The sequence below is a fragment of the Flavobacterium fructosi genome (assembly GCF_042787335.1).
Classification (GTDB): Bacteria; Bacteroidota; Bacteroidia; order Flavobacteriales; family Flavobacteriaceae; genus Flavobacterium; species Flavobacterium fructosi.
The window spans coordinates 91,252-116,901 of record NZ_JBHZQA010000006.1 but is presented as its reverse complement, the minus strand read 5'-3'; the positions used below and the strand labels follow the sequence as shown (position 1 = coordinate 116,901).

The following is a 25,650-nucleotide window of genomic DNA, read 5'->3' as shown; positions in this document are numbered from 1 at the left end:
GTTTAAGAATACAAAAGTAAATTACTTTAGGATTCAATAGATTAAAAATCAATGATAATACTTATTTTTGTACATTATCAATCAAAAATATAGTAAATGCTCAAGATTTTCAAGATTACAGCAATTCTGGAAGGAATATCTTATCTAGTTTTATTTTCGAATATGCTTTTTATCAAGCCTACAAATTTAGCACTTTACAAAACGTTGCTTTATCCTATAGGAATGAGTCACGGAATACTATTTATAGGATATATTATATTGGCTTTTTTATTGAAAAAATCTCAAAAATGGGATATTAAAAACTTTACAATTATTCTAATAGCCTCTTTAATTCCGTTGGGCACTTTTTACGTAGATAAAAAATACCTGAAAAATGTATAAATTCATAGAGAAATTATTCACTTTTTTATATCCAATATTTAAAAAATGGGGATTAGGAAGCAATTTTGCCTCTTATCTGAGTTTACTTCTAAATATTGCCATTCTCTGCTTATTGGCATATGCCATTTATCTAGTATTCAGACTTGTATTAGTAACGGTCATGATGGTAATAGCTCAGAAAACCAAAACTAAATTTGACGATTTACTAGTAACTAATAAAACGGCAAAGTACATTGCCCATTTAATCCCGTTATTATTCATTTATAAATCAGTTCCTATTATATTAGATCGATATGAATATTGGGAAGGGGTTTTTGGTAAATTGGTGGGGATTTATATTGTTATTTTGGTTTTATGGATTATTCGAACCATCTTTAACGCTTTAAGAGATTATTTAAAACTAAAGCCCAGATACAGTGATAAACCCATTGACAGCTTTATTCAGGTGGTTATGATTGCTCTTTGGATGGTCGGAATTACATTAATTATCTCCAAATTATTTGATATTGACCAAAAAGAGCTTTTAACCATTTTAGGAGCCGTATCTGCGGTGATAATTTTGATTTTCAGAGATACAATTTTAGGTTTTGTATCTAGCGTTCAAGTCTCTATAAATGACATGGTTCGCATTGGCGATTGGATTACAATGGACAAATTTGGTGCAGACGGAGATGTGATTGAAATCAATTTGGCAACGGTAAAAGTTCGAAATTTTGACAATACCACTACTACAATTCCAACGTATAGTTTGAGTTCTGATTCTTTTCAAAACTGGCGCGGAATGCTAAATTCAGATGGGAGACGTATAAAAAGACATATCCTTATTAAAACAAGTAGCATTCGATTTTTGGAAGAAGATGAATTAAACAAACTAAAAAAAATTCAGCTGATCTCAGAGTACATTGATTCTAGAAAATTAGAAATTGATAATTTTAATTCCGGTCATAAAATTGATAAGACAATTGCTATTAATGGTCGTAATCTCACTAATCTTGGATTATTTAGAAAATATATCACGGAATATCTTCATCAATATCCCGGATTAAATAAAGATATGTTGATGCTTTGTCGTCAATTGCAATCTACTTCACACGGAGTTCCTCTTGAGGTTTATGCATTTTCTCATGACAAACGATTTGAAAATTACGAGTATATCATGTCCGATATTTTTGATCATATAATTGCATCTATTCCTTATTTTGATTTGGAAATCTTTGAATTACCTTCTCATAATAAATTTATAGCGGAGTAATTTCTTAAGTTTTTATAGGAAAAATATACAATGTGATCCTATTTATGTAGACAAAAAAGGAATTGATTATTGCAATGCTTAATTGATTTTTTAAATTAAATCTTTATCTCGCCTAACTACAAACGATCTTTTATAAATTCGATTTCGGTTTTTCCGTGTGCTTTTGGTTTTCCATCAGCGCCTAAACTAACCATTGTAATATGATCAATTGAGATGATTGTTTCTCGAGTCATCATATTTCTGGCTTCGCATTTTAGCGTAAGCGACGTATTTCCAAATTTTACAACATCAATACCTATTTCTATAATATCGCCTTGTTTTGCGGAACTTCTAAAGTTAATTTCCGACATGTGTTTGGTTACAATTCTTGTGTTTTCTAATTGAATAATGGTATATAAAGCTAATTCTTCATCAATCCAAGCTAGTAATTTGCCGCCAAATAAAGTACCATTTGGGTTCAAGTCTTCGGGTTTTACCCATTTTCTGGTGTGAAATCTCATATTAATAATTTATAAGAGCAAAAATAGCATTTTCATATTCTATTTTTTTTTATTTTTAAAGAAAAAACTATGAACGATCGCGATACTTTTTTAAAAAATTTTAGGGGACAAACAATTGGTAGTGTCAATGCTCAATCTTCATCAGACGAATCTTTTCAAAATGAAGTGCTTAGACCTATTTTAAAGTTGCAAAACGATTTGTTTACAGCTTCCTTTATTAATTATATTGAAAAGAATAAAACTGATTTTTATTCCCAAACGACTGAAAAAAAAATGTCTATAATAGAAAATGCAATCCAAAAAGACATCAAATTCAGAAATGTCTTAAAAGGAATGATTATCGGATTATTCACTACCGATGAGTACGCAGAATATAAAAAAAATTCTTCCAGTCTCAATAAAAGAATGATGAGTATGCTTATCGAAAGATTAAAAAGTCAAGTGAAAATAATGGAGACAAATGTTAATTCATAAACTTTAGTTGTAATGATTGTTAAAAGCTTCATTTGGCTATTTTATTATATTAAGAACATATTTGGCATTAAATTTTAGTTTTTTACTCTCTTTTAAACATTGTATTTAAAAAATCAATGTATAAGGTCTCATTTTATTTTGCGTAAAGTTTAAAAAAGGAGTCCTAATTTATATAAGAATTATAATTTCATTACCATTTAATACTATTTTTTGCTTTATCTAATAATTATTAGTTAGGCTCAATCTTTTATGATTTTTACTCGATTTTTATTATTATAATTGTTAAAATTAAAATTATGAAGGAAGAATATTTCAAATGGTATTCCCCACATCTAAGTAGAGATATCGAAATGTTGGTTTTTGGGCATGCGGGATATCCCATAATTCTATTTCCCACATCTATGGGGAGTTTTCATGAAAATAAGGATATGGGGTTGATTGATTCCGCAAAATGGTTCATTGAGCGAGGTTTAATCCAAATATTTTGTCCCGACAGTATTGACAAAGACAGTTTTTACAATAAAAATATTCATCCTGAACATCGCATAGAAAATCATGTTAAATATGATAAAATGATTTGTCACGAAATTGTCGAGAAAGTAAAAAATAACACTTCATCAGGAAAAGTGGTTATGGCCGGTTGCAGTTTTGGAGGATATCATGCGGCAAATTTTGCTTTTCGTCATCCAGGATATGTCAGCCATCTGTTTTCTATGAGTGGTGCTTTTACTATTGAGAGCTTTATGGATGGTTTTCACAATGATGATGTGTTTTATAACAGTCCCGAAGATTATTTATTTGGATTAAACGATAAGGAATTATGGAATATGGATATCGTTTTGGGAACTTCTAATTGGGATATTTGTTTTGATGCTAATCTAAAATTAAGCAAGGTTTTAAGTGAAAGAAACATTCACCAGTGGCTCGATATTCGTCAAGATAAAAATCATGACTGGCCAATCTGGAAAGAAATGTTTCCTCTTTATATATCAAGGATTAAATTTTTTTAAAATTATAAAGTTGCGAGAATTAAGTATTATGTAATTAAAAAATTAGGGGATGAAAAAAATTGGAATTTTATTTGGAATGGAAGATACCTTCCCACAAGCATTTATTGACCGCGTAAACTCAAAAAATGAAAAAGGAATTATTGCTGAAGCGGTTGCTATTGATAAAGTAGTTCAAAATATAGATGGCGTATACGCTGTGATTATCGATAGAATTTCACAAGATGTCCCTTTTTATCGCGCCTATTTAAAAAACGCCGCTTTAACAGGAACAAACGTTATTAATAATCCTTTCTGGTGGAGCGCAGATGATAAATTTTTCAATAATTCATTAGCTGATACGCTTGGAGTTCCATTGCCCAAAACCGTAATTCTCCCCTCAGCGGAACATCCTACGGATACGACTGGAAAATCTTTCCGAAACTTGAAATATCCTATGGATTGGCAAGGGATTTTTGATTACTTAGGCTTTCCTGCTTATATGAAACCGTATGCCGGAGGCGGTTGGAAAAATGTATATCGTTTAGAAAGTAAAGAAGAATTTTGGGAAAAGCATCAGGAAACAGGACAATTAGTGATGATGTTACAAGAAGAAATCGTTTTTACAGAATATTTCAGAGTATATTGTTTGGGTTGTAAAGCCGTGCGAATAATGCAATATGAACCAAGAAATCCTCATCATTTGCGCTATGTAATCGATGGACCACCAACAAATAAAAAATTATTAGCAACTATAAAAGACTATACTTTACGACTTTGCAAAGGATTGGGATATGATTTTAATACGGTTGAATTTGCGGTACGAGATGGAATTCCTTATGCAATAGATTTTGGAAATCCTGCTCCTGACGCCGAATTGACATCGGTTGGTGCCGAGAACTTTGAATGGGTGGTTGAAGAAGCTGCAAAAATGGCAATTGCTGCCGCAAAAAAGCAAAAACCGGGTAAAATGAATCTCACTTGGGGAACTTTTATAAAAGATGCTGTTGCTGGGAAATGAAATTTTATAAATTACGAAATGCCCTAGCCCCGATTAAAGTGGTAATCCTTTGTGGGCCTAATTTTTAAGGCCTACAAAGATTGTAACGGAAAGCGGGAATTAGCTCCTAAAAAAATAAAATAATGAAAAAATTACCAGTTTTTACACTAGGTGTTGAAGAAGAATATCAAATTATAGACCCTGATACAAGAGACTTGCGCTCCCATTTATCTAAAATTGTGGATGGTGCCAAAATAATATTAAACGAGCAAGTCAAGGCAGAAATGCATCAATCTGTTGTAGAAGTTGGAACCAATATTTGTAAAAGTGTTGCGGAAGCCAAATGTGAAATTAAATTTTTACGTTCTAAAATCGTTGAATTAGCCGATAAACAGGATCTAATCGTTGGCGGTGCCGGAACACATCCCTTTTCTAAATGGCAAGACCAACCCATAACTGATGATCCCAGATATCATGATATTGTGAATGAATTGCAAGATGCAGCCCGTTCTAATTTAATTTTTGGGATGCATTGTCATGTGGGTATTGAAAATCGGGAAATTGGATTGCAATTGATGAATCAGGCGACCTACTTTTTGCCTCATATTTTTGCTCTTTCGACAAATTCTCCATTTTGGGAAGGTCGAAAAACGGGATACAAATCATTTAGAACCAAAGTTTTTGATAAATTCCCTAGAACAGGATTACCTGAATATTTTGATTCTGTTGCAGCATACCAAAATTATTTAGACACCTTAATCAAAACCAATTGTATTGACAATCCTAAAAAAATATGGTGGGATTTACGTTTGCATCCGTTTTACAATACTATTGAATTTAGAATCTGTGATATGTGTTTAACCGTAGATGAAACAATTTGTATCGTTGCAATTATTCAGGGAATTGTAGCCAAATTGTACAAACTTAACATGAATAACACTAGTTTTAATATCTACAGATTAGCCTTGATCAAAGAAAATAAATTTCGTGCAGCCCGATACGGAATTGATAACAATATGATTGATTTTGGATTGCAAAAAGAGGTAGAAACTAAGATGCTGATTTTGGAATTGCTTGATTTTATTGATGATGTTGTAGATGAATTAGGAAGTCGAGAAGACATTAATTATGTCCATGAAATTTTAAAAACCGGAACTGGAGCCGATAAACAGTTGGCCGTTTTTGAAGAAACTGGCAATCTTTCCAAGGTGGTTGATTTTATTACCGGGGAATTTATCAAAGGGTTGTAAAATAAAAATTACCTTTGCAGATTGATTTTTTAATGTAGAAGTATGTCCAATAAAATTGTAAAAATAGCACTATTAGATATGTACAATGGAGTTCCAAATCAGGGAATGCGTTGTATTATTGATATTATCAGCAGATTTAATTCTGTTGTGAGTTTCGAAATATTTGAGGTCAGAGTTAAATGTGAATTACCCGAAATTAAAAAATTCGACATTTATATTTCAACCGGAGGCCCAGGAAATCCATTACTAGGTGATGGAGAATGGGATAAGAAATATTATGAATTTATTGACTCTTTGAGTAAGTGGAATGCAGAAAATAGTGTAAAAAAACATGTTTTGTTTATTTGTCATTCTTTTCAAATGGCTTGTCTACATTTTGGTTTGGCTACTGTCACAAAAAGAAACGACACTTCTTTTGGGGTAATGACCATACATAAAACCAAAGAAGGATTGACTGACCCCTTATTGGAAGGATTAGCAGATCCTTTTTATGGAATCGATTCCAGGGATTATCAAGTTGTACAACCTAAGTTGAGTGTTTTTGCTAAAAAAGGAGCCAAAATTATTTCTTTAGAAAAAATAAGAGATAATGTACAATATGAACGCGCGATTATGGCGGTTCGATTCACGGACTATTTTGTAGGTACGCAATTTCACCCGGAAGCTGATCCGATAAGCTTCGTTTCACACTTGAGAAATAAAGAAGCGAAAGAAAAGATCAAAAATATGAAAGGCAAAAAGAAGTTTAGAAATATGCTTGAAGATTTAATGGATGATGATAAAATATACAGAACCAACGAAACTTTAATTCCTAACTTTCTTAAAATGGCCATAAATGATTTGATGAAAACAAAGAAAATGTTATCTAATTAATAAATATAATACTGTATGATTTCAAAATATCGAGAGTTATTTAATACTCAATTTACAGATGAAAAATATCAAGAATTTAAAGATGATATTGCTTCTGATTTTAATTATTTACCGACTTTTCGATTAGCCGAAACGCCTTTTTTTATTTCAAATGAATTAAAAGCACAATTGGTTGAAGGATGCAATGAAGTTATAGCTTTAATTAAACAAGATAACTTTAAGAATCTTACTAATAAAGCATTAGAGTTAAATCATAAAGTTCCAAACGAAGATGAACACACTTCCTTTTTAGCTATTGATTTTGGAATTTGTGAAGAATATGGTGTAGTTATTCCTAAATTAATTGAAGTACAAGGCTTCCCATCTTTATATAATTATCAGTTTAATTTATATGAAAAATTCAAAAATCATTATCCTTTTCTTAGTGAATTTACGCCATTCTTTAACGGAATTGAACCACAGGAATATTTCAATATTCTGGAAGAAGTTATTTGTAACAAGCATCCTAAAGAAAATGTTATTCTGCTTGAAATTGAACCGGAAAAGCAAAACACAAAAATTGACTTTTATTACTGCGAAAGAGATATTGGCATTCCAATAGTTTGCGTCACCGAAATAATAAAAAAAGAAAAAAAGCTATTCTATAAAAATGAAAATGGTGTTGAAATTCTGGTAAAACGAATTTATAATCGCGTTATTTTTGATGAATTAGATTTGAGAACTGATTTGAAACTAAACTTTCATTTTTCAGATGATTTAGATGTAGAATGGGCAGGGCATCCTAATTGGTTTTTCAGAATCAGTAAGTTTATTTTACCTTTCTTAAAAGGAAAATATTTCATAGAAACCACTTTGTTAAGTGATTTGAAAGAAATCCCGGAGGATTTAGAAAATTATGTACTTAAACCTTTATTCTCATTTTCAGGAACAGGCGTGATTTTTCACGTAAAAAAAGAAGATATCGAAGCGGTGGTCGAAAAAGAGCTTTATATTCTCCAGAAAAAAGTAAACTATATTCCAATTGTTCAATCTCTCGAAGGAAAAGTAAAAGCCGAAGTTCGTGTACTTTGTGTTTGGAAAAAAGAGGATACTACTCCTACTCTACTTAGTAATTTAGTGCGATTAAGTAGGGGGGAAATGATAGGTGTTAAATTCAATAAGGACAAAGATTGGGTTGGTGGTACTATAGGATTGTTAGAGCGATAAAGGTATTTTTCTATTTAATATCACTGGCATTTTGTATTAGTAATACCATTTTTTATATTTTCTAAACATTCTATTTTTTTTAATATTTTCGTTTCTTGTTAAATATTTTTTATCTAAAATTTTAATGGTTTTTTATTGCACTACTTTTTTAAGGTAAAACACTATTCTTATTGTTTCTTTTTTAAGCAATGAAATCAAATTTATTGATTTTAAAATTTAATTAACAAGAAAATATATATAATTTATTAATTACTAGACCTTTTTTTATGGTAATAATAATTAAAGTATTTTTTTTTAGTTGCATAAATAGCAATATAAAATTGTATCCAATCAAAAATTATAAACATATAGATTAAATTATCAAAAAATAATAATTATTTGATAATAATTCCATACTTCCATATAAAAATTTACGATTATAGTAGTAAATTTAGTAATATTGAAAGGTTGTAATAATTACATATTTACTTTAAAATAATAGACATATCTAACAATTTGATAAATGAATAGAAGAGAAGCACTTAAAAATGTTGCGTTTTTGATGGGAAGCGCAATTTCAGTAACCTCGATGGGCGTTTTATTTGAAAGTTTTACTTTACCTGAAATCGAAAAGAATCATGTTTCATTTTCGGCCACAGATGAAGAGTTGCTCGCTGAATTTGCCGATATCATTATACCTACTACAGCTTCATCACCTGGAGCAAAAGCAGCGGGAGTCGGGACTTTTATTCCTATGATGATTAGAGATTGCTATCCAGCAAAAATGCAAGAAATTTTTGCTATTGGGATGAAAGACATGCAGGCAAAATGTTTGAAAAACTTTAATAAAGATTTCTTGGCGATGTCAATTGAAGAGCGTCAGAAAATAATGACTGACTTAAAAAATGAGACTATCGCCAATGATAAGGCTCCTTCTTTCTTTTTGATTGCGCGTGATTTAACTATCCTAGGTTATTTTTCATCAGAAATAGGTTGTACGCAAGCACGAGAGTACCTTCCTGTTCCTGGCAGATATGATGGAAGTGCGGAATATACACCAGGACAGAAAGCATGGGCTACAAACTAATTTCATATTGATATCGGCTATCATAAAATATTTTAAAAATTAAAAAAAATACTACAAGTGAATATAAATACTGATTTAAAAAAACAAAATACATATGATGCTATTGTTGTAGGATCCGGTATTAGTGGTGGCTGGGCTGCAAAAGAGCTTACCGAAAAAGGATTAAGAGTTTTGATGTTGGAACGCGGAATGAACATCGAGCATGTTAAGGATTATGAATCTGCAATGAAGGATCCATGGGAATTTCAGCATGCAGGTAAACTTACAGAGGAGCAAAAGGCAACGCATCCGGTTCAAACAAGAGATTATCCTTACAATGAAGCTACTGAAAAATGGTGGGTAAATGATATTGAATGTCCTTATACTGAAGACAAGCGTTTTGACTGGTACAGAGGATTTCACGTCGGTGGAAAATCTTTAATGTGGGGTCGTCAAAGTTATCGTTTTAGTGATCATAATTTTGAAGATAACGCAAAAGATGGTCATGGTAATGACTGGCCTATCCGTTATAAAGATATTTCTCCATGGTATGATTACGCAGAGAAATTTGCCGGTATTAGCGGTCAAAATGAAAATTGGCCTTTATTGCCAGATGGTCATTTTCTGCCGCCAATGGATATGAACTGTGTCGAAAAATCAGTAAAAGAAAGAATTGAGAAACACTACAATAAGTCAAGAATTATGACGATTGGGCGTACAGCAAACTTAACCGTACCTCATAATGGTCGTGGTAGTTGCCAATATAGAAATTTATGCAGTCGCGGCTGTCCGTTTGGCGCATATTTCAGCACACAATCAGCTACATTGCCAGCGGCGATGGCTACCAAAAGATTAACGGTAAGACCCTACTCTATTGTAAATCATATAATTTATGATAAAGATACCAAAAAGGCAAAAGGTGTAATGGTAATTGATGCAGAAACAAATGAAACAATGGAGTTTTATGCCAAAATTGTTTTTGTAAATGGTTCAACTTTGGGATCAACTTTCATTTTGCTAAATTCAACTTCAGATGCTCATCCTAATGGAATGGGAAATGCGAGCGGACAATTAGGACATAATTTGATGGACCACCATTTCCGTTGTGGAGCAGAGGGAACAGCGGAAGGATTTGAAGATAAATACACGTATGGTAGGAGAGCTAACGGAATTTATATTCCAAGATACCAAAACGTAGGAAATGATAAAAGAGATTATTTAAGAGGTTTTGGATATCAAGGTGGAGCAAGTAGAGGATTATGGCATAAAGAAGTTGCCGAATTAGCTTTTGGAGGTGATTTCAAAGATAGTATGTCACTTCCTGCTGATTCCTGGAATATGGGCTTAGGTGGTTTTGGCGAAATGTTACCGTATTACGAAAATAAAGTATATATCGATCACAACAAAAAAGATAAATGGGGACAACCTGTTTTAGCAATCGATTGTGAATATAAGGAGAACGAAGCAAAAATGCGTGAAGATATGATGAATGATGCAGCCGAAATGCTTGAAGCATCTGGAATCAAAAATGTAAAAACTTACGATAATGATTGCTACCCTGGAATGGCTATACACGAAATGGGTACTGCCAGAATGGGTAATGATCCTAAAAATTCAGTATTAAATAAATGGAATCAAATGCACGAAGTAAGTAATGTATTTGTTACCGATGGTTCTTGCATGCCTTCTATAGCTTGTCAAAATCCATCACTTACATTTATGGCATTGACGGCGCGAGCGTGCGATTATGCTGTAAAAGAATTAAAAAAAGGCAATATTTAGTAAACAAAAGATGAATAGAAAATTAAAAATGGGTATGGTTGGTGGTGGCCAAGATGCATTTATAGGCGCCATTCACCGCTTAGCCGCTAATATGGATGGCCTTATAGAAATAACTTGTGGTGCGTTAAGTATTAATCCGGTAACTGCGGTAGCATCTGGTAAAGCCTTATTTCTGGCCGAATCACGAACCTATCTAAATTATGAAGAAATGTTTAAAGCCGAGGCTGCACTACCAGCTAATGAACGGATGGATTTTGTGACCATTGTTACACCAAATTTTGCACACTTTGCGCCAGCGATGATGGCTTTGGATTATGGATTTAATGTAGTGATAGAAAAACCAATTACTTTTTCACTTGAAGAAGCAAAATTATTAAAACAAAAAGTTGAAGAAACAGGTTTGATACTGTGTTTGACACACACCTACTCTGGCTACCCAATGGTGAAACAGGCAAAAGCTATGGTAAGAGAAGGAAAATTAGGAAACATAAGAAAAGTTTGGGTAGAATACCCTCAAGGATGGTTAAGTAAATTATCCGAAAGGGAAGGAAATGCACAAGCTGCTTGGAGAACGGATCCAACAAAGGCGGGAAAAAGTTCTGTAATGGGAGATATTGGAACGCATGCAGCTCATTTAGCAGAATATATTACAGGATCTAAGATTACAGATGTATGTGCAGAATTAAATACACTGGTTGAAGGACGTGTAATGGATGATGATGGTGCTGTAATGCTGAAATTTGACAATGGTTCCAAAGGAGTTTTAATGGCATCACAAGTTGCTGCTGGTGAAGAAAACGCTTTGAGAATAAGAGTTTATGGTGAAAAAGGGGGCATCGAATGGTTACAACACGATCCCAATACTCTGATCGTAAAGTGGCTGGATGAACCGACACAGATTTTAAGAGCAGGATCTAATTATGCACATCTATCCTCCTTTGCAACTCATAATTGTCGTACTCCAGGAGGGCATCCCGAAGGCTATTTAGAAGCTTTTGCTAATATCTACCGTAATTTTGCATTAACACTTGGGTGCAAATTAGATGGCATAGAGCCTACTGCTCAGATGTTAGATTTCCCTTCCGTTGAAGACGGATTAAGAGGAATGGCATTTATAGATAACGTAGTAACATCTTCACAATCTGATAAAAAATGGACTCCCTATATTCTGTAATAAAATAGGAATCCATAAAAGTTTTAGAAAAAAATAATATGACAACAATACAAGGCCCCGCGGTATTTTTAGCTCAGTTTATTGGTAATGAAGCTCCTTTCAATTCCTTAGATGGGATTTGCAAATGGGCTGCCGATTTAGGTTTTAAAGGTATACAAATGCCAACATTAGACACACGATTCATCGATTTACAAAAAGCAGCAGAAAGCAAAACTTATGCTGATGAACTAAAAGGTAAAATTGCTTCTTACGGTTTAGAAATAACCGAATTATCCACACATTTACAAGGTCAGTTGGTGGCAGTTCATCCTGCTTACGATGATTTTTTTGATGCATTTGCTCCAAAAAATGTACATGGGAATTCTAAAGCACGACAGGAATGGGCAGTTCGGCAATTGAAATTTGCTGCCAAAGCATCTCAAAATTTAGGATTGAATGCACATGCAACATTTAGCGGTTCTTTACTTTGGCAATATTTTCACCCTTGGCCTCAAAGACCTCCGGGTTTGGTCGAAGACGGTTTTGCTGAATTAGCTAAACGATGGTTACCCATCTTAAATGAGTTTGATCAAAATGGTGTTGACCTTTGTTACGAAATTCACCCAGGAGAAGATTTATTTGACGGAGAAACCTACGAAATGTTCTTGAAAGCTGTAAATAATCACTCGAGAGCTTGTATTTTATACGATCCATCACATTTTGTATTACAGCAGTTGGACTATATACAATACATCGATTTTTATCACGAACGAATAAAAGCCTTTCATGTAAAGGATGCCGAATTTAATCCAACTGGAAAGCAAGGAACTTTTGGAGGGTATCAAAGTTGGGAAAACCGTGCGGGAAGATATCGCTCTCCTGGAGATGGCCAAATTGATTTTAAAACGATTTTTAGCAAATTGGCACAATATGATTATAAAGGCTGGGCAGTGATGGAATGGGAATGTTGCCTTAAAAATCAAGAAGATGGAGCCCGAGAGGGTGCTGAATTTATTAAGAAACACATTATAAAAGTTACAGATAAAGCATTCGATGATTTTGCAGCTGTCGAAACGAATCGCGCATTTAACAGAAAAAACTTGGGATTATAAAATTTAAATAGAATAAAAATGAAATTAAAATATATCTTTTTTGGAATAGCTTTAGTAAGCCTGACCTCGTTTTCTAATGGTAATTTAGATACAAAATATAGTAAAGCGACGAGAATATCTAACACAATCTTTCAAACATCAGGTGGCGAAAAATTAATTGCTACATCTGATTGTGTTGGTTGTCATAAATTAGATAAGAAACTTATAGGTCCCTCCTATTTAGACATTGCAAAAAAATATGCCGCTACTGAAAAAAATATCAATTATTTGTCTGGCAAAATAATTAAAGGTGGCGCTGGAGTATGGGGAACTATCCCGATGGCAGCTCATGCATCACTAAAGAAGGTTGATGCTAAAACAATGGCTACTTATATTTTATCTCTAAAAAAGTAGTTTTAAAAATTAATTACATTAAAGCATCCAGGCGTTTATCAGATCACTTTATTACCACCAAATAACCGTATTAAATTAAATGAAAGAAAAAGAAGAAGTAAATCAAATCACGAACAACCGTCGTGATTTTATTAAAACAACAGCCATTGCAGCAGCAGCATTTATGATCGTACCTCGCCATGTTTTGGGTCGAGGATTTGTTGCACCAAGCGATCGCTTGTCTATTGCTAGTATAGGTGTTGGCGGACAAGGAAAATATGATGTTACAATGTTTGCCAAAAGCGGAAAGGCCGATATTTCATTTTTATGTGATGTTGATACCAGAAGAGCCGCGGGAAGCGTCACTGCATTTCCAAAAGCCAAATTTTACAAAGATTGGCGTGAAATGTTAGATAAGGAACACAAAAATTTCGATGCCGTTTCTGTATCGACTCCTGATCATAACCATGCAATTCAAGCACTGGCAGCCATGCAATTAGGAAAACATGTGTATGTGCAAAAACCGATGGCGCATGATATTTACGAAGCTCGTATTTTGACACAAGCAGCTAAAAAATATAAAGTGGTTACACAAATGGGGAATCATGGTTCTTCAAATGATGGTACCCGTATCATGAAAGAATGGTATGAAGCAGGTTTAATAGGCGATGTTCATACTATTCACGCTTGGACAGACCGTCCAGTTTGGCCTCAAGGTATTCCTTGGTCAGCAAATAAAGCAGATATTCCTAAAGAATTAGATTGGGATTTGTGGTTGGGAACAGCTCCTTATAAAGAATATGTAAATAAATTGGTGCCTTTCAACTGGCGCGGATGGTGGGATTACGGAACAGGTGCTTTAGGAGATATGGGTTGTCACCTATTGGAAGCTCCATTTAGTGTGTTAAACCTTAAATATGCTAAAGATGTTCAGTGTAGTGTTGGTTCGGTGTACGTAGACGAATTTCAAAGAGGCTATTTTTCGGAGAGTTGCCCACCTTCAAGCCACGTAACGTTGACATTTCCAAAAACAGAAAAAACAAATGGTGATATAGCAGTACACTGGATGGATGGAGGAATCCAACCAGAAAGGCCTTCTGAATTAGGACCAAATGAAATTTTTGGAGACGGTGGAAATGGAACACTGTTCACAGGTACAAAAGGGAAAATGATGTGCGATACGTATGGTTTAAATCCTCGTCTACTTCCTCTTAGCAAAAATGAAAATATCAATATTGCTCAAAAATACGCCCGAGTAAAAGATGGAGCAGATGGACATTACAAGCAATGGATTGAAGCCTCGATAGCTGGTTATGGAAAACAAGAACTTAGCTCTCCTTTTGAAATTGCAGGCCCTTTAACAGAAGCATTACTAATGGCAAATTTAGCAATTAGAGGATATGATATTAAGCGCGATGAGCTTGGTGAAGAGGTTTATCCAGGACGTTCTGCAAAATTATTGTGGGATAATGACAATATGAAAATTACAAATTTTGATGAAGTGAATCGATTTGTGAAACGCGAGTATCGTCAGGGTTGGAAAGCGTTAACGTTATAACCCAACAGTCAATTAATAAATATAAAAAAATGGAAAAATGATTAAAAATATTTGTACTTCATTAATACTTTTTATAATGATTCAAACAACAAACGCTCAAGCGATACCTAAAGGTTTTAAATCGATATTTGATGGTAAAACCACTACAGGATGGCATTCTTATGGAAAAGCTGTTGCAGGTTCCGCATGGAAAGTAGAAGAAGGTGTGTTGCATTTTGATCCTACAGCATCAAAAGAGGGTCAAGGTGGGGATTTAGTAACCGATTTAGAATACACAAATTTTCATTTGAAATTAGAATGGAAAGTTGCCGCAAAATCAAACAGCGGAGTTATTTTCTTTGTAAACGAGGATCTAACAAAATTCAAAAATACTTATGAAACCGGTTTAGAAATGCAAGTATTGGATAATGAAGGTCACCCTGACGGAAAAATAACAAAACATCGTGCAGGTGACTTATATGATTTAATCAAAAGTTATTCAGAGCCGGTGAAACCAGTAGGCGAATGGAATTCTGTTGACATTGTATGTAAATTCGGAAAACTGACAATGTTATTGAATGGCGTAAAAGTAGTTGAAACTACACTTTGGGATGCTAATTTTAAAACATTGGTAGCAGGAAGTAAATTTGCTTCTTGGCCTGGTTTCGCTGCATTCAAAAAAGGTAAAATTGCATTACAAGATCACGGAGATCATGTGTGGTTTAGAAACATTCAGATAAAAGAATGGAATACGATGAAAATTACAACCGGATGTGAGGCCGGAATGTAAGCTGTTGTTTAACATTAAAAAATAACCAAAACCAAAACTAAAAACAAATGAATCGCACCATTCGAATTAAATTATCCATAATGATGTTCCTAGAATTTTTTATCTGGGGAGCATGGTTTGTAACCCTTGGTACGTTTCTGGGGAATAATCTAAAAGCATCGGGATCAGAAACTGCCGCAATTTTTTCTACACAATCATGGGGTGCTATTGTTGCTCCTTTTATCGTTGGTTTAATTGCAGATCGTTACTTTAATGCGGAGAAAATATTAGGAATACTACATTTAGTCGGTGCTTTTTTAATGTATCAAATGTATCAGTCAGAAGAAGTCGGGATGTTTTATACCTACGTTTTGAGTTATATGATTTTATACATGCCAACATTAGCATTAGTAAATTCAGTAGCTTTTAACCAAATGAAAGATCCGGAGAAAGAATTTGCAAATATTAGAGTTTGGGGAACAATTGGCTGGATTTTAGCTGGTTTGTCTATTAGTTTTATTTTCCATTGGGATACTGCAGAAGCAATTTCTGAAGGTTTTCTTAAAAACACGTTCCTTTTAGCAGGAATAGCCGCTTTAATTTTAGGTCTATTCAGTTTTTCTTTACCAAAAACACCACCAAAAGTTAGTGACGAAAAAATAAAAATAGGAGATATTATAGGTCTTGATGCTTTAAAGTTACTGAAAGATAAAAACTTCGCCATCTTTTTTATCTCATCAATCCTTATCTGCATTCCGTTAGCCTTTTATTATCAAAATGCACATCCATTTTTGACAGAATCAGGCGTTGAAAATCCGACGGGAAAAATGGCAATTGGACAGATATCTGAAGCCTTATTCTTATTATTGATTCCGGTATTTTTCACTCGTTTTGGTTTCAAAAAAACGATTTTAATCGGGATGTTAGCATGGGCAATTCGTTACGTTTTATTTGCTTATGGCAATGGTGGAGAATTAAGTTTCATGTTAATTATAGGTATTGCGCTGCACGGTATTTGTTATGATTTCTTTTTTGTTTCTGGTCAAATTTACACCAATTCAAAAGCGGGAGAAAAATATAAAAGTGCTGCTCAAGGCTTAATTACATTAGCGACTTATGGAGTTGGAATGTTAATCGGTTTTGCCGTTGCTGGTTGGATAACGGATAATTATAAAACGTTAGAAGGCACAATCAATTGGGAAATGGTATGGATTATTCCCGCTGGAATTGCTTTTGCTGTATTTGTACTTTTTGCACTTTTATTTAATGAAAAAAACAAAGGAGAAGCAACTACTTCTGCTGTATAAAATTAAAGATGGATACTAATTTAAATAGAAGGTCTGCTATAAAAGGAATTCTTGCCGGAACAGCCGCAATGACACTTCCTACTGGTTTTTCTGCTTTGGCTATGCCAAAAGTTGAAACCGATATAACTTCTAATTTTTTGAAGGGAAATATAAATCATTCCGTGGCTCGGTGGTGTTTCAACGACTTTGATATAGAAAATCTTTGTATCGAAGTAAAAAAAATAGGAATTACTGGTATTGATCTAGTTGGACCTAAAGATTGGCCTATACTAAAGAAATATGATTTAGTTTCCACAATGTGTAATGGAGCAGAAATTAATTTAGTTGATGGATTCAATGATATCAAATTCCACGAGATCCTCATTAAGAATTATACAGAAATGATCCCGCTTGTAGCAAAAGCAGGATACAAAAATCTAATTTGCTTTAGCGGAAGCCGACGAGGAAAAACGGATGAAGAAGGTTGGACCAACTGTGTATTAGGTTTACAAAAGCTGATTCCATTGGCAGAAAAATATAATGTAACGCTGGTAATGGAACTTTTAAACAGTAAAATTGACCATAAAGATTATCAATGTGATAAAACGTACTGGGGAGTAGAATTAGCTAAACGTTTGAATTCTGAAAATTTCAAATTGCTCTTTGATATTTACCATATGCAGATTGATGAAGGTGATGTAATCAGAAACATAAATGAAAATCATCATTATATTGCACATTTTCATACTGCGGGAGTTCCGGGTAGAAATGAAATAGACGAAACACAGGAATTAAATTACCCTGCAATTATGAAAGCGATTGCCAAAACAGGTTACAAAGGTTTTGTAGGTCAGGAATTTATTCCTAAAAATCCGAACAAATTGATTTCATTGAAGCAGGCTATTGCAATTTGTGATATCTAAACTAATTTAAAAAATAACCCATGATAAAAAGAAGAGAATTTTTAATTAATGCTGGTTTGGCATTAGGCGCATTAGCCATTGCTCCTTCATTTGCTTTTGACTCAAAAAAGAGAGCCATCGGAATTCAATTATGGACCCTGCGAGATACTTTACCAAAAGATGTCAAAGGTGTTTTAGCACAAGTTGGAAAAGCGGGTTTCTCAGAAGTAGAAACTTTTGGTTATTCAGTAGACAAAGGCTTTTTTGGAACTTCAGTTAAGGATTTTAAATCAATGCTAAATGATAACGGTTTGAAAGCTACAAGCAATCATTTCGATTTTAACTCTATGATTAAAGATGGCACAACTGATCTTGTAAAATCCTATATCGAAACAGCCAATCATTTAGGAAGTGAATATGTAACAGTTCCCTATATAATTTCAGAATTGCGTGGAAAAAGTGGGGATGATTACAAAAAACTAGCCTTACAAATAAATAAGGTCGGAGCGCTTTGTAAAGCGGAAGGTTTGAAATTAGCCTACCACAATCACGATTTTGAATTCACAAAATTTGGATCAACAAATGGTTATGAGATTTTATTAAATGAAACGGATAAAAACTTAGTTGATTTTGAAATGGATTTGTACTGGGTTGTTCGTTCTGGAAATGATCCGTTACAATTATTCAAAAAATATCCAGGACGTTTCAAAATGTGGCATGTGAAAGATATGGATAAAATAAATCCTGACTTTAATGCCGAAATTGGAACAGGCTCGATAGATTTTAAAGCTATTTTTGATGAGGCTAAACTTTCTGGAATGAAACGATTCTTTTTGGAACACGAATCTAATTACAAACCTAATCCAATAGAATCAGCTATAAAAAGTTTTGACTATATTAAGAAAAACCTAATCTAAACATTTTGAGAAATAATAAAAAAAGGATACTTAAATGAGGTCGCTGAAAAACATCGCCTCTTTTGATTAAAATTCTTTTTTAGTCGATAAAAAACGCTTGTAACAGGATTTTAAAATATCCGTTATAAGCGTTTTTATTTTTACACCTGTTTTTTATTGTAGGTTATATCACTCGATTTTTGACTTGTATAGTTTTATTTCGAATAATGTGTGTTTAGGTTTGGTGTATGTCTGATTTTATCGATACACAATACGTTTTTGTCTGGGTTCCCTCTTTATAACAACTATCTTTTAAGGACCATGATTCGCATTTTTCAAAATCAAAATAGTATGTAGCTACTTGATTCTTTCTATTAGAATAGGCTCAAATTGTAGTGGAAAAAATTTTATCTTAAAGTATTTTTTTTGAATATATTATCAAATTATAGAGAAAATAAATTCTTTTTGATTATTCATACTAAATCGATTAGTAAATATAAAAAACAATATAATTGAAAATATAAAAACTCCGCTTGATTTAAAGCTCTAAAGTTTTCTAATGTTTTAATATGAAGTCTTTTCATATGTTATTTTAATTATCCACGAAAAATAAAATATCAATCTTGATTGTATACGGTTTGATTTCAATCACTAACTAAGATTATTGTTTATGCATTCGAATCGGCGGCCTGAAAAACGGTAACTAAAAAAACCCTAATCACTTTAAAATGTTTAGGGTTTTGTCTTTTTATAAAGTTTTTTATTTGAAGATTACTTATCTATTTTTCTTCCAAAAATATTTTTATAATGTAGCCATGTCAATTACGAAACGGTACCGTACATCACCTTTAATCATTCGGTCGTAAGCGTCATTTATGTTTTTGATGTCAATCATTTCGATTTCAGAAACAATACCGTGTTCTGCACAGTAATCAAGCATTTCCTGAGTTTCTGGCAATCCACCAATCAAAGAACCCGCTAAGCTTTTTCTGCCACCTATCAAGCTGAAAGCACGAACCTCATAAGGTGTTGGCGGTACTCCCACACAAATATGCACTCCGTTTACTCTTAACAATGACAAATACAGATTCAAATCATGTGGAGCAGAAACAGTATCAAGAATAAAATCGAAATATCCAGTTACACTTTTTAGTTGCTCTGCATCTTTAGTCACAATAAATTTGTGAGCACCTAATTTTTTAGCATCGGCTTCCTTCGATGGGGATGTACTTAATACAGTAACCTCTGCACCAAAAGCGACACCAAATTTAACAGCCATATGACCCAAACCTCCTAAACCTAAAACAGCTAACTTGTGTCCTTTCCCTACTTTCCAATGTTTTAATGGAGAATAAGTAGTAATTCCAGCACAAAGCAATGGAGCAACTGCAGCTAAATCTAATTTATCAGAAACATGCAAAACAAAATCTTCATGAACCACTATAGTATTGGAATATCCACCATAGGTAGGCGTTTTCTTATCTTGCCCTAACGCATTATATGTTTCAGTACTTCCGTTCAAACAAAATTGCTCTAAACCTTCCTGACAGTTCTCACAAGTTCTACAAGAATCTACCAGACATCCTGTACCCGCTAAATCTCCTACTTTAAACTTTTTGACATGGCTTCCTACTTTAATCACTTTCCCTACAATCTCATGTCCCGGAACCATTGGAAAAATTGCTCCACCCCAATCATCTTTTATTTGGTGCAGATCACTATGACAAACGCCACAAAATTGAATGTCGAATTGTACATCATGTGGCCCAACTTCTCGTCTTTCAAAATTCCAAGGGGCTAAATCTGTTTTTGAATCCTGTACTGCGTATCCTTTCGTAGGTATCATATTTTTAATTTTTTATAAAATTATGGAATTAATTCCGGTTGGAAGTGATTTAAATTCCGAAGGTTTTCCCAAAATTTGACTCTCGCCTTTATACTAAAAATAAAAAATAGTCATTAAAATTTTTAAAGTCAGTGCACAAATTTATATTGTTTTGACTTTCTGACAATTAAAAATTTATACTGACTTCAAAATAGACTGTTTTAACTATCTTTAAGAAAAATTAAAAATAGTGATGAAAACACAATCCTATAAAAACCATATTCGCTTTTATACACCACATCATTTTATCTTTTATCCAATTATAATGACATTATTGAGCATTAGTGTGTATTTTAGTTTTACAACTGCTGATCAATTAATTTGGGTTTTTATTAGTATTCTCTTTATAGCACTATTTTGCTTAGCATTTATGTTACGCCAACATTATGCCTTAACTTTACAAAACCGCATTGTACATTTAGAGCTGCGCTACCGCTATTTTACTATTACAGGAAAAAGATTGGAAGATTTTGAAAACCAATTAAATGACGATCAAATATTTGCCTTACGTTTTGCGCCAGATGAAGAGCTACCAATGCTAACTGAAAAAACACTAAATGAAAACCTTTCCGGAAAAGCAATCAAAAAAGCGATTATCAATTGGAAAGGTGATTTTGAAAGAGTTTAAAAATTTAAAAAATATTACTTCTTTTTCAAACTTATCGTTATTAAGAATTTCGTTTCTTTGTTGTGTTAAACTTTGCACTTAACCCGAATTTAAAACCCCTAAATGCCAGAATATTTTCTCGATGTCGAATACGATAGCATTGCTTATAACGAAGAAGAAGTTAATTTTAAGGAATTTGAATGTTGCATTTTTACGAACTGTAATTTCTCAAAATGCATATTTCTTGCGGTTACTTTTATTGACTGTATTTTCAATGATTGTACTTTTAGCGGTGCCAAGATCAATTACGTAGCCTTTAGAACCGTAACTTTCAATCGTTGCGAAATCAAAGACGTTAATTTTTCTATGTGTGATAAATTGATTTTCGAAATTGCCTTTACGGGCTGTATTTTGGATTTTTCCAAATTTTATACGCTAAAAATTAAAGGTACATCTTTTACCAACTGCAGTTTAATTGCAGTAGATTTTATGGCTACAGATTTGACCGAAGTTCTTTTTGAAAATTGTGATTTATACCGTTCTGAATTTGCAAAAGCAATCGCTAACAAAGCTAATTTCAAAACAAGCTATAACTACACTATTGATCCAACCAAAACCAAAATTAAAAAAGCTATTTTTTCTCTGAAAGGACTTGAAGGATTACTTTACAAACACGAGATTTTAGTTAGATAATTTTACGAAATGATACTTCCATCCTCCATGGTAATGATTCTATTAGTCCGTTCCGCAAAATCAGTATCGTGAGTAACGACCAACAAGGTTTGATTTTGTTCCTGTGTCAATTTTTTAAAAATATCAAAAACCAAATCGCTATTTTTTTTGTCCAAATTTCCTGTAGGCTCATCCCCCATTATAATCAACGGATCGTTTATCAAAGCGCGAGCGATAGCCACACGCTGTTTTTGTCCTCCACTTAATTGATTTGGCATTTTCAGGGCTTGGTCTTGCATGTCCAATGTTTTCAAATGTTCCATCGCTCGATGTTCGAGTTCTTGATTGGTGAATTTACCTAATTTCATTCCCGGAAGCATCACATTTTTTAGTACATTATACTCGGTAAGTAAATAATGAAACTGAAATACAAAACCAATCTTTTCATTTCTAATCAAGGCTAATTCTTTGTCAGTTTTTCCTGTTACATGTTTGTTGTGAATAAATATTTCACCGTCATAATCCGTATCCATCGTGGAAAGTAAATACAACAAAGTCGATTTACCACAACCTGATTTTCCTACAATAGAAACAAACTCGCCGTGATTGATGCTCATGCTAATTTCCTTCAACACCTGAAATTTTACAGGATCGTAAAAATATTTGCTTAATCCAACAGCCTCTAAAACTTTATTATTTTCCATCTTTATTTTCCTCTGATAATTTCTACGGGATCAATTTTACTGGCTTTCAGAGCAGGAAAAAGTCCAGCAATTGTGGTTGTAAATAATGCAAAAGTGATTCCAATGATGTAATATAACGGATTGTAGTTGATAGGATAGGTTTTTACCGTGGGTAGTGAAGCCGTTTCAAACGGAATAATATCTATAATAGAGGAAAAAATATATCCAAACAACAAGCCAAATAATCCGCCTGCAAGACCTATAATTATGGAGAGCGAAACAAAAATCCATTTGACATCATTACCTGAAAAACCAGTGGCTTTTAGAATCGCGATGCTATCCATTTTTTCATAAATCATCATATTCAAAATGTTGTAAATTCCAAAACCAGCTACAATTAGTAAAACCATCCCTACTGCATAGGAAATAATATTTCTAATGGTACTTCCGGTTTCAAATTGGGAATTAGCCGTTTGATAATCTATAGTATCAAGATTGAATTTATTATGAAACTCTTTTGCGACAGCGGGAGCAGAAGTCATTTGATACAACTTGATTTGTATATCAGTAATATAATTGGTGGGTTCTCCTAATATTTTTTGTGCTGTCGATAATGACGTATAACTCATAGTATTATCGATTTCAGCAATTCCAATTTGTGAAATACCAACAATTTTTAAAGAAGCCAAATTCCCTTTGGAAGAAGTAATTCTTATAATATCTCCTTTTATTAGTAGCATTTTGTCCGCTAGTCCTTTACCTATTATTATACTGTTGTTTTGCGATAAATCGGCAATACTTCCTTCAATTATATAATCGCTGAATTTAAATAATTTTTCTTCGGCTTGAATATCAATTCCATTGATCTGCCCTGATATTTCAATAGTTCCTGAATTAAAGAAAACGGGTGTACTAATTTTTGGTGCAACATCTAAAATACGAGGATCTTTTTTTAAATAACTGATAATCGATTTGCCGTTGTAAATTGATTTTCCAATATCTTTCGGTTTTATTGAATGAATAAAATTAGCATTATCCTTATAGCTCTCGGATAAGATTATTGGCTGATTTGCTGATGGTTTTATTTCATTGTACAAAAGAACGTGTGGAGTTCTATTCAGCATTAGTCCGTCCAACAAATCATTTAAACCATTCATGAAACTTATTAAAGAAATAAACATTGCAATACCAAAGGTCACACCCACAGCCGCAACGACAGTTTGCTTAAGTCTGGCTTGGAGTAGGTGAAGCGCAATATTTAAAATAAGTTTAAAATTCATCGCTAAGGTTTGTAGATCGTTTCTTCTGCTTTTAAACCTTCTAAAATTTCTACTTTTTGATAATCACTTAATCCTATCTTTACATTGCGTTTTTCGTCTTTGTTTACCAAAACATATCGATCCTGAATTAAATAACTTTTAGGAATAGTCATTGCATTTTTTTTAGTTTTAATGACAATATTAGCTTCAGTGGTAAGATTGGGATACATTTTTTTTGGTGGATTTACAAAGTGGGCTTCAATTTTAAAAGTACGGGAACGCTGCTGCATAATAGGGTAAATTTTATCAATAGTTGCTTCAAAAACCTGCCCCCTATAACTATCCATAGTCACTAAAGCCTGTTGCCCTATATTGACGCGAACCATATCATTTTCATCAACTTCCAGTTCTAATAAAAAGGAATCCGCTTTACCAATAATCGCCAAAGGAACTTGAGTAGTAATTAGCGCCCCTTCTTTGACTAAGACATCAAATAATTCTCCTGACAAAGCACTTTTTATAGTAAAATCATTTTGTGACTTCTGACTGATTTTAAGATTTATGTTATTTCGATTTTGATCATTTTTTAATTGTATCTTGAGCTGCGCCAATTGTTTTTTAGTGGCTTCATAATTGACTTTGGAACTTTTGAATGCCAATTCTACTCGTTCAAAATCCACTTCTGAGATTCCACCTTGATTTTTGATGACTGTATTCCTATTGTAAATGGATTCATCTAAGGTCAGTTTATCTCGTGCTGATTGGACTTTCATTTCCATTTCAGCAATTTTATCCTGGATAAAACTGTTACTTTGCTGACTTAGTTGATAAGCCAACCGTGCGTTTTCAGTATTTAGATCCGCTTTTTCACTTTCTAGTTCGAATAGTGATTGTCCTTTATGTATCGATTCTCCCGAAGTCACATTTATTTTTTGCAGCGTTCCATTTACAGTTGAAAAAACAGTGTATTGACCTTCCGCTTTTATGACTCCCGACGCATAAACGCTTTCCGTTACATTACCCAGAGTGGGTTTTGTTTCTTGATTCTCTTTTTTTGAACAGGATAGAATGGCAATTAGCAATAAATAAAATAATGATATTGATTTAAAACTCATTTAATTTTTTATTTAACATTATACGTTACTATAAATTCTTCTATCAAATGTACAATAATATACATTTTAATATTAAATTACAGGTACTTAATTATGTAATTAAAAAGCGTTTTTGTAAGAGAAAATCCAGCAATAAATTATAAGTCTTTTTGCATAATATAATCTTCCATCAAATAGTCATTGCCAATTTCAGTATCATACTCCTCTACGATTTCAAAACCTATTTTTTGATAAAAGGTAAATGCTTTATTAAATTTATTTACATTTAAGGAAATAGCAACGGAATGATTTTTTTTTGCCAAATTTTCGATGGTATCAATCAATAATTTCCCTGCTCCTTTACCCTGTGCTTCAGGAAGTAAATAAATTTTGTGCAGACGGGTTACATTTTTGTTCAAGTAATTGTGTTCGTATGAAGCAAATCCAAGGCAGACAGTTCCATCAAAAGCTAATAAAAAGAAATGTCCTTTATTAGTCAAGTTATCAATCAAAACATCTGACGTGTACCATAAATTAAGCATGAAATCGATTTGCTCCTGCGAAAGTATTTTGCCATAAGTGTCAGGCCAAGATATATAAGCAATCTCTTGAATTGTATTTATATCAGATATTGTAGCTTCTTTTATTGTAATCATTGTAGTTTATTTATTGAA

The 25,650-nt window shown here is 33.1% G+C and carries 26 protein-coding genes; 20 read left to right on the top strand and 6 right to left on the bottom strand.

Going from position 1 to position 25,650, the window contains the following annotated elements; all coding sequences use genetic code 11:
- The first annotated feature begins 96 nt into the window (after window positions 1-96).
- Both ACFX5D_RS11020 and ACFX5D_RS11015 read left to right on the top strand, forming a co-directional pair.
- Entirely contained in the window at window positions 97-381 is a 285-nt protein-coding gene (locus ACFX5D_RS11020; protein WP_379858245.1) for a DUF3817 domain-containing protein, read from the top strand.
- Entirely contained in the window at window positions 374-1,633 is a 1,260-nt protein-coding gene (locus tag ACFX5D_RS11015) for a mechanosensitive ion channel family protein (RefSeq protein ID WP_379858244.1), read from the top strand. The genes ACFX5D_RS11020 and ACFX5D_RS11015 overlap by 8 nt, the downstream gene beginning before the upstream one ends.
- A gap of 116 nt (window positions 1,634-1,749) precedes the next feature.
- Here ACFX5D_RS11015 and ACFX5D_RS11010 read toward each other — a convergent pair whose 3' ends face one another.
- The gene (locus tag ACFX5D_RS11010) at window positions 1,750-2,133 is read right to left on the bottom strand and encodes an acyl-CoA thioesterase (RefSeq protein ID WP_379858243.1); all 384 of its coding nucleotides are present in this window, start codon (window positions 2,131-2,133) and stop codon (window positions 1,750-1,752) included.
- 69 nt (window positions 2,134-2,202) lie between these two features.
- Between ACFX5D_RS11010 and ACFX5D_RS11005 the strand changes: the two genes are divergently transcribed.
- From ACFX5D_RS11005 to ACFX5D_RS10930, 16 genes are all read left to right on the top strand, one after another.
- Complete coding sequence (locus ACFX5D_RS11005) at window positions 2,203-2,607, top strand: glyoxalase (protein WP_379858242.1); 405 nt, start codon at window positions 2,203-2,205, stop codon at window positions 2,605-2,607.
- A gap of 296 nt (window positions 2,608-2,903) precedes the next feature.
- The gene (locus tag ACFX5D_RS11000) at window positions 2,904-3,617 is read left to right on the top strand and encodes an esterase family protein (RefSeq protein ID WP_379858241.1); all 714 of its coding nucleotides are present in this window, start codon (window positions 2,904-2,906) and stop codon (window positions 3,615-3,617) included.
- 49 nt (window positions 3,618-3,666) lie between these two features.
- A complete protein-coding gene (locus tag ACFX5D_RS10995; protein WP_379858240.1) occupies window positions 3,667-4,614 on the top strand; it encodes an ATP-grasp domain-containing protein in 948 nt (315 codons plus the stop codon).
- 122 nt (window positions 4,615-4,736) lie between these two features.
- Window positions 4,737-5,843 carry a carboxylate-amine ligase gene (locus tag ACFX5D_RS10990; protein WP_379858239.1) on the top strand — a complete coding sequence of 369 codons (1,107 nt, stop codon included), beginning with the start codon at window positions 4,737-4,739 and terminating at the stop codon, window positions 5,841-5,843.
- A gap of 42 nt (window positions 5,844-5,885) precedes the next feature.
- Window positions 5,886-6,716: a type 1 glutamine amidotransferase gene (locus ACFX5D_RS10985; protein WP_379858238.1), complete on the top strand. Its 831-nt coding sequence runs from the start codon at window positions 5,886-5,888 to the stop codon at window positions 6,714-6,716.
- A 15-nt stretch (window positions 6,717-6,731) separates the two neighbouring features.
- On the top strand, window positions 6,732-7,922 hold the full coding sequence (locus tag ACFX5D_RS10980) for an ATP-grasp domain-containing protein (RefSeq protein ID WP_379858237.1): 1,191 nt from the start codon (window positions 6,732-6,734) through the stop codon (window positions 7,920-7,922).
- A 502-nt stretch (window positions 7,923-8,424) separates the two neighbouring features.
- The gene (locus ACFX5D_RS10975; protein ID WP_379858236.1) at window positions 8,425-8,988 is read left to right on the top strand and encodes a gluconate 2-dehydrogenase subunit 3 family protein; all 564 of its coding nucleotides are present in this window, start codon (window positions 8,425-8,427) and stop codon (window positions 8,986-8,988) included.
- A 57-nt stretch (window positions 8,989-9,045) separates the two neighbouring features.
- Entirely contained in the window at window positions 9,046-10,749 is a 1,704-nt protein-coding gene (locus tag ACFX5D_RS10970; RefSeq protein ID WP_379858235.1) for a GMC oxidoreductase, read from the top strand.
- 10 nt (window positions 10,750-10,759) lie between these two features.
- Window positions 10,760-11,923: a Gfo/Idh/MocA family protein gene (locus ACFX5D_RS10965; RefSeq protein WP_379858234.1), complete on the top strand. Its 1,164-nt coding sequence runs from the start codon at window positions 10,760-10,762 to the stop codon at window positions 11,921-11,923.
- Window positions 11,924-11,961: 38 nt separating this feature from the next.
- Window positions 11,962-13,014, top strand: a complete 1,053-nt coding sequence (locus ACFX5D_RS10960) for a sugar phosphate isomerase/epimerase family protein (RefSeq protein ID WP_379858233.1) — start codon at window positions 11,962-11,964, stop codon at window positions 13,012-13,014.
- Between the two features lie 18 nt (window positions 13,015-13,032).
- Window positions 13,033-13,407 carry a c-type cytochrome gene (locus tag ACFX5D_RS10955; protein ID WP_379858232.1) on the top strand — a complete coding sequence of 125 codons (375 nt, stop codon included), beginning with the start codon at window positions 13,033-13,035 and terminating at the stop codon, window positions 13,405-13,407.
- A 79-nt stretch (window positions 13,408-13,486) separates the two neighbouring features.
- A complete protein-coding gene (locus ACFX5D_RS10950) occupies window positions 13,487-14,944 on the top strand; it encodes a Gfo/Idh/MocA family protein (protein WP_379858231.1) in 1,458 nt (485 codons plus the stop codon).
- Window positions 14,945-14,981: 37 nt separating this feature from the next.
- The gene (locus ACFX5D_RS10945; protein ID WP_379852012.1) at window positions 14,982-15,713 is read left to right on the top strand and encodes a 3-keto-disaccharide hydrolase; all 732 of its coding nucleotides are present in this window, start codon (window positions 14,982-14,984) and stop codon (window positions 15,711-15,713) included.
- Window positions 15,714-15,760: 47 nt separating this feature from the next.
- Complete coding sequence (locus ACFX5D_RS10940; protein WP_379858230.1) at window positions 15,761-16,999, top strand: nucleoside permease; 1,239 nt, start codon at window positions 15,761-15,763, stop codon at window positions 16,997-16,999.
- A gap of 8 nt (window positions 17,000-17,007) precedes the next feature.
- Window positions 17,008-17,901 carry a hydroxypyruvate isomerase family protein gene (locus ACFX5D_RS10935; protein ID WP_379858229.1) on the top strand — a complete coding sequence of 298 codons (894 nt, stop codon included), beginning with the start codon at window positions 17,008-17,010 and terminating at the stop codon, window positions 17,899-17,901.
- Between the two features lie 20 nt (window positions 17,902-17,921).
- Complete coding sequence (locus tag ACFX5D_RS10930) at window positions 17,922-18,797, top strand: sugar phosphate isomerase/epimerase family protein (protein ID WP_379858228.1); 876 nt, start codon at window positions 17,922-17,924, stop codon at window positions 18,795-18,797.
- Between the two features lie 781 nt (window positions 18,798-19,578).
- Here the strand turns inward: ACFX5D_RS10930 and ACFX5D_RS10925 are convergent.
- The gene (locus tag ACFX5D_RS10925) at window positions 19,579-20,622 is read right to left on the bottom strand and encodes an NAD(P)-dependent alcohol dehydrogenase (RefSeq protein WP_379858227.1); all 1,044 of its coding nucleotides are present in this window, start codon (window positions 20,620-20,622) and stop codon (window positions 19,579-19,581) included.
- Window positions 20,623-20,854: 232 nt separating this feature from the next.
- Here ACFX5D_RS10925 and ACFX5D_RS10920 point away from each other — a divergent pair, with 232 nt between their 5' ends.
- The gene (locus ACFX5D_RS10920) at window positions 20,855-21,289 is read left to right on the top strand and encodes a DUF6526 family protein (RefSeq protein ID WP_379858226.1); all 435 of its coding nucleotides are present in this window, start codon (window positions 20,855-20,857) and stop codon (window positions 21,287-21,289) included.
- Window positions 21,290-21,391: 102 nt separating this feature from the next.
- The gene (locus tag ACFX5D_RS10915; protein ID WP_379858225.1) at window positions 21,392-21,961 is read left to right on the top strand and encodes a pentapeptide repeat-containing protein; all 570 of its coding nucleotides are present in this window, start codon (window positions 21,392-21,394) and stop codon (window positions 21,959-21,961) included.
- Between the two features lie 2 nt (window positions 21,962-21,963).
- On the opposite strand, the gene ACFX5D_RS10910 is transcribed toward ACFX5D_RS10915, so the two are convergent.
- From ACFX5D_RS10910 to ACFX5D_RS10895, 4 genes are all read right to left on the bottom strand, one after another.
- Window positions 21,964-22,644: an ABC transporter ATP-binding protein gene (locus ACFX5D_RS10910; protein WP_379858224.1), complete on the bottom strand. Its 681-nt coding sequence runs from the start codon at window positions 22,642-22,644 to the stop codon at window positions 21,964-21,966.
- A gap of 2 nt (window positions 22,645-22,646) precedes the next feature.
- Window positions 22,647-23,903, bottom strand: a complete 1,257-nt coding sequence (locus ACFX5D_RS10905; RefSeq protein ID WP_379858223.1) for an ABC transporter permease — start codon at window positions 23,901-23,903, stop codon at window positions 22,647-22,649.
- Window positions 23,904-23,905: 2 nt separating this feature from the next.
- Window positions 23,906-24,997 carry an efflux RND transporter periplasmic adaptor subunit gene (locus tag ACFX5D_RS10900; RefSeq protein ID WP_379858222.1) on the bottom strand — a complete coding sequence of 364 codons (1,092 nt, stop codon included), beginning with the start codon at window positions 24,995-24,997 and terminating at the stop codon, window positions 23,906-23,908.
- Window positions 24,998-25,134: 137 nt separating this feature from the next.
- Entirely contained in the window at window positions 25,135-25,632 is a 498-nt protein-coding gene (locus ACFX5D_RS10895) for a GNAT family N-acetyltransferase (protein ID WP_379858221.1), read from the bottom strand.
- Between the last annotated feature and the right edge of the window lie 18 nt (window positions 25,633-25,650).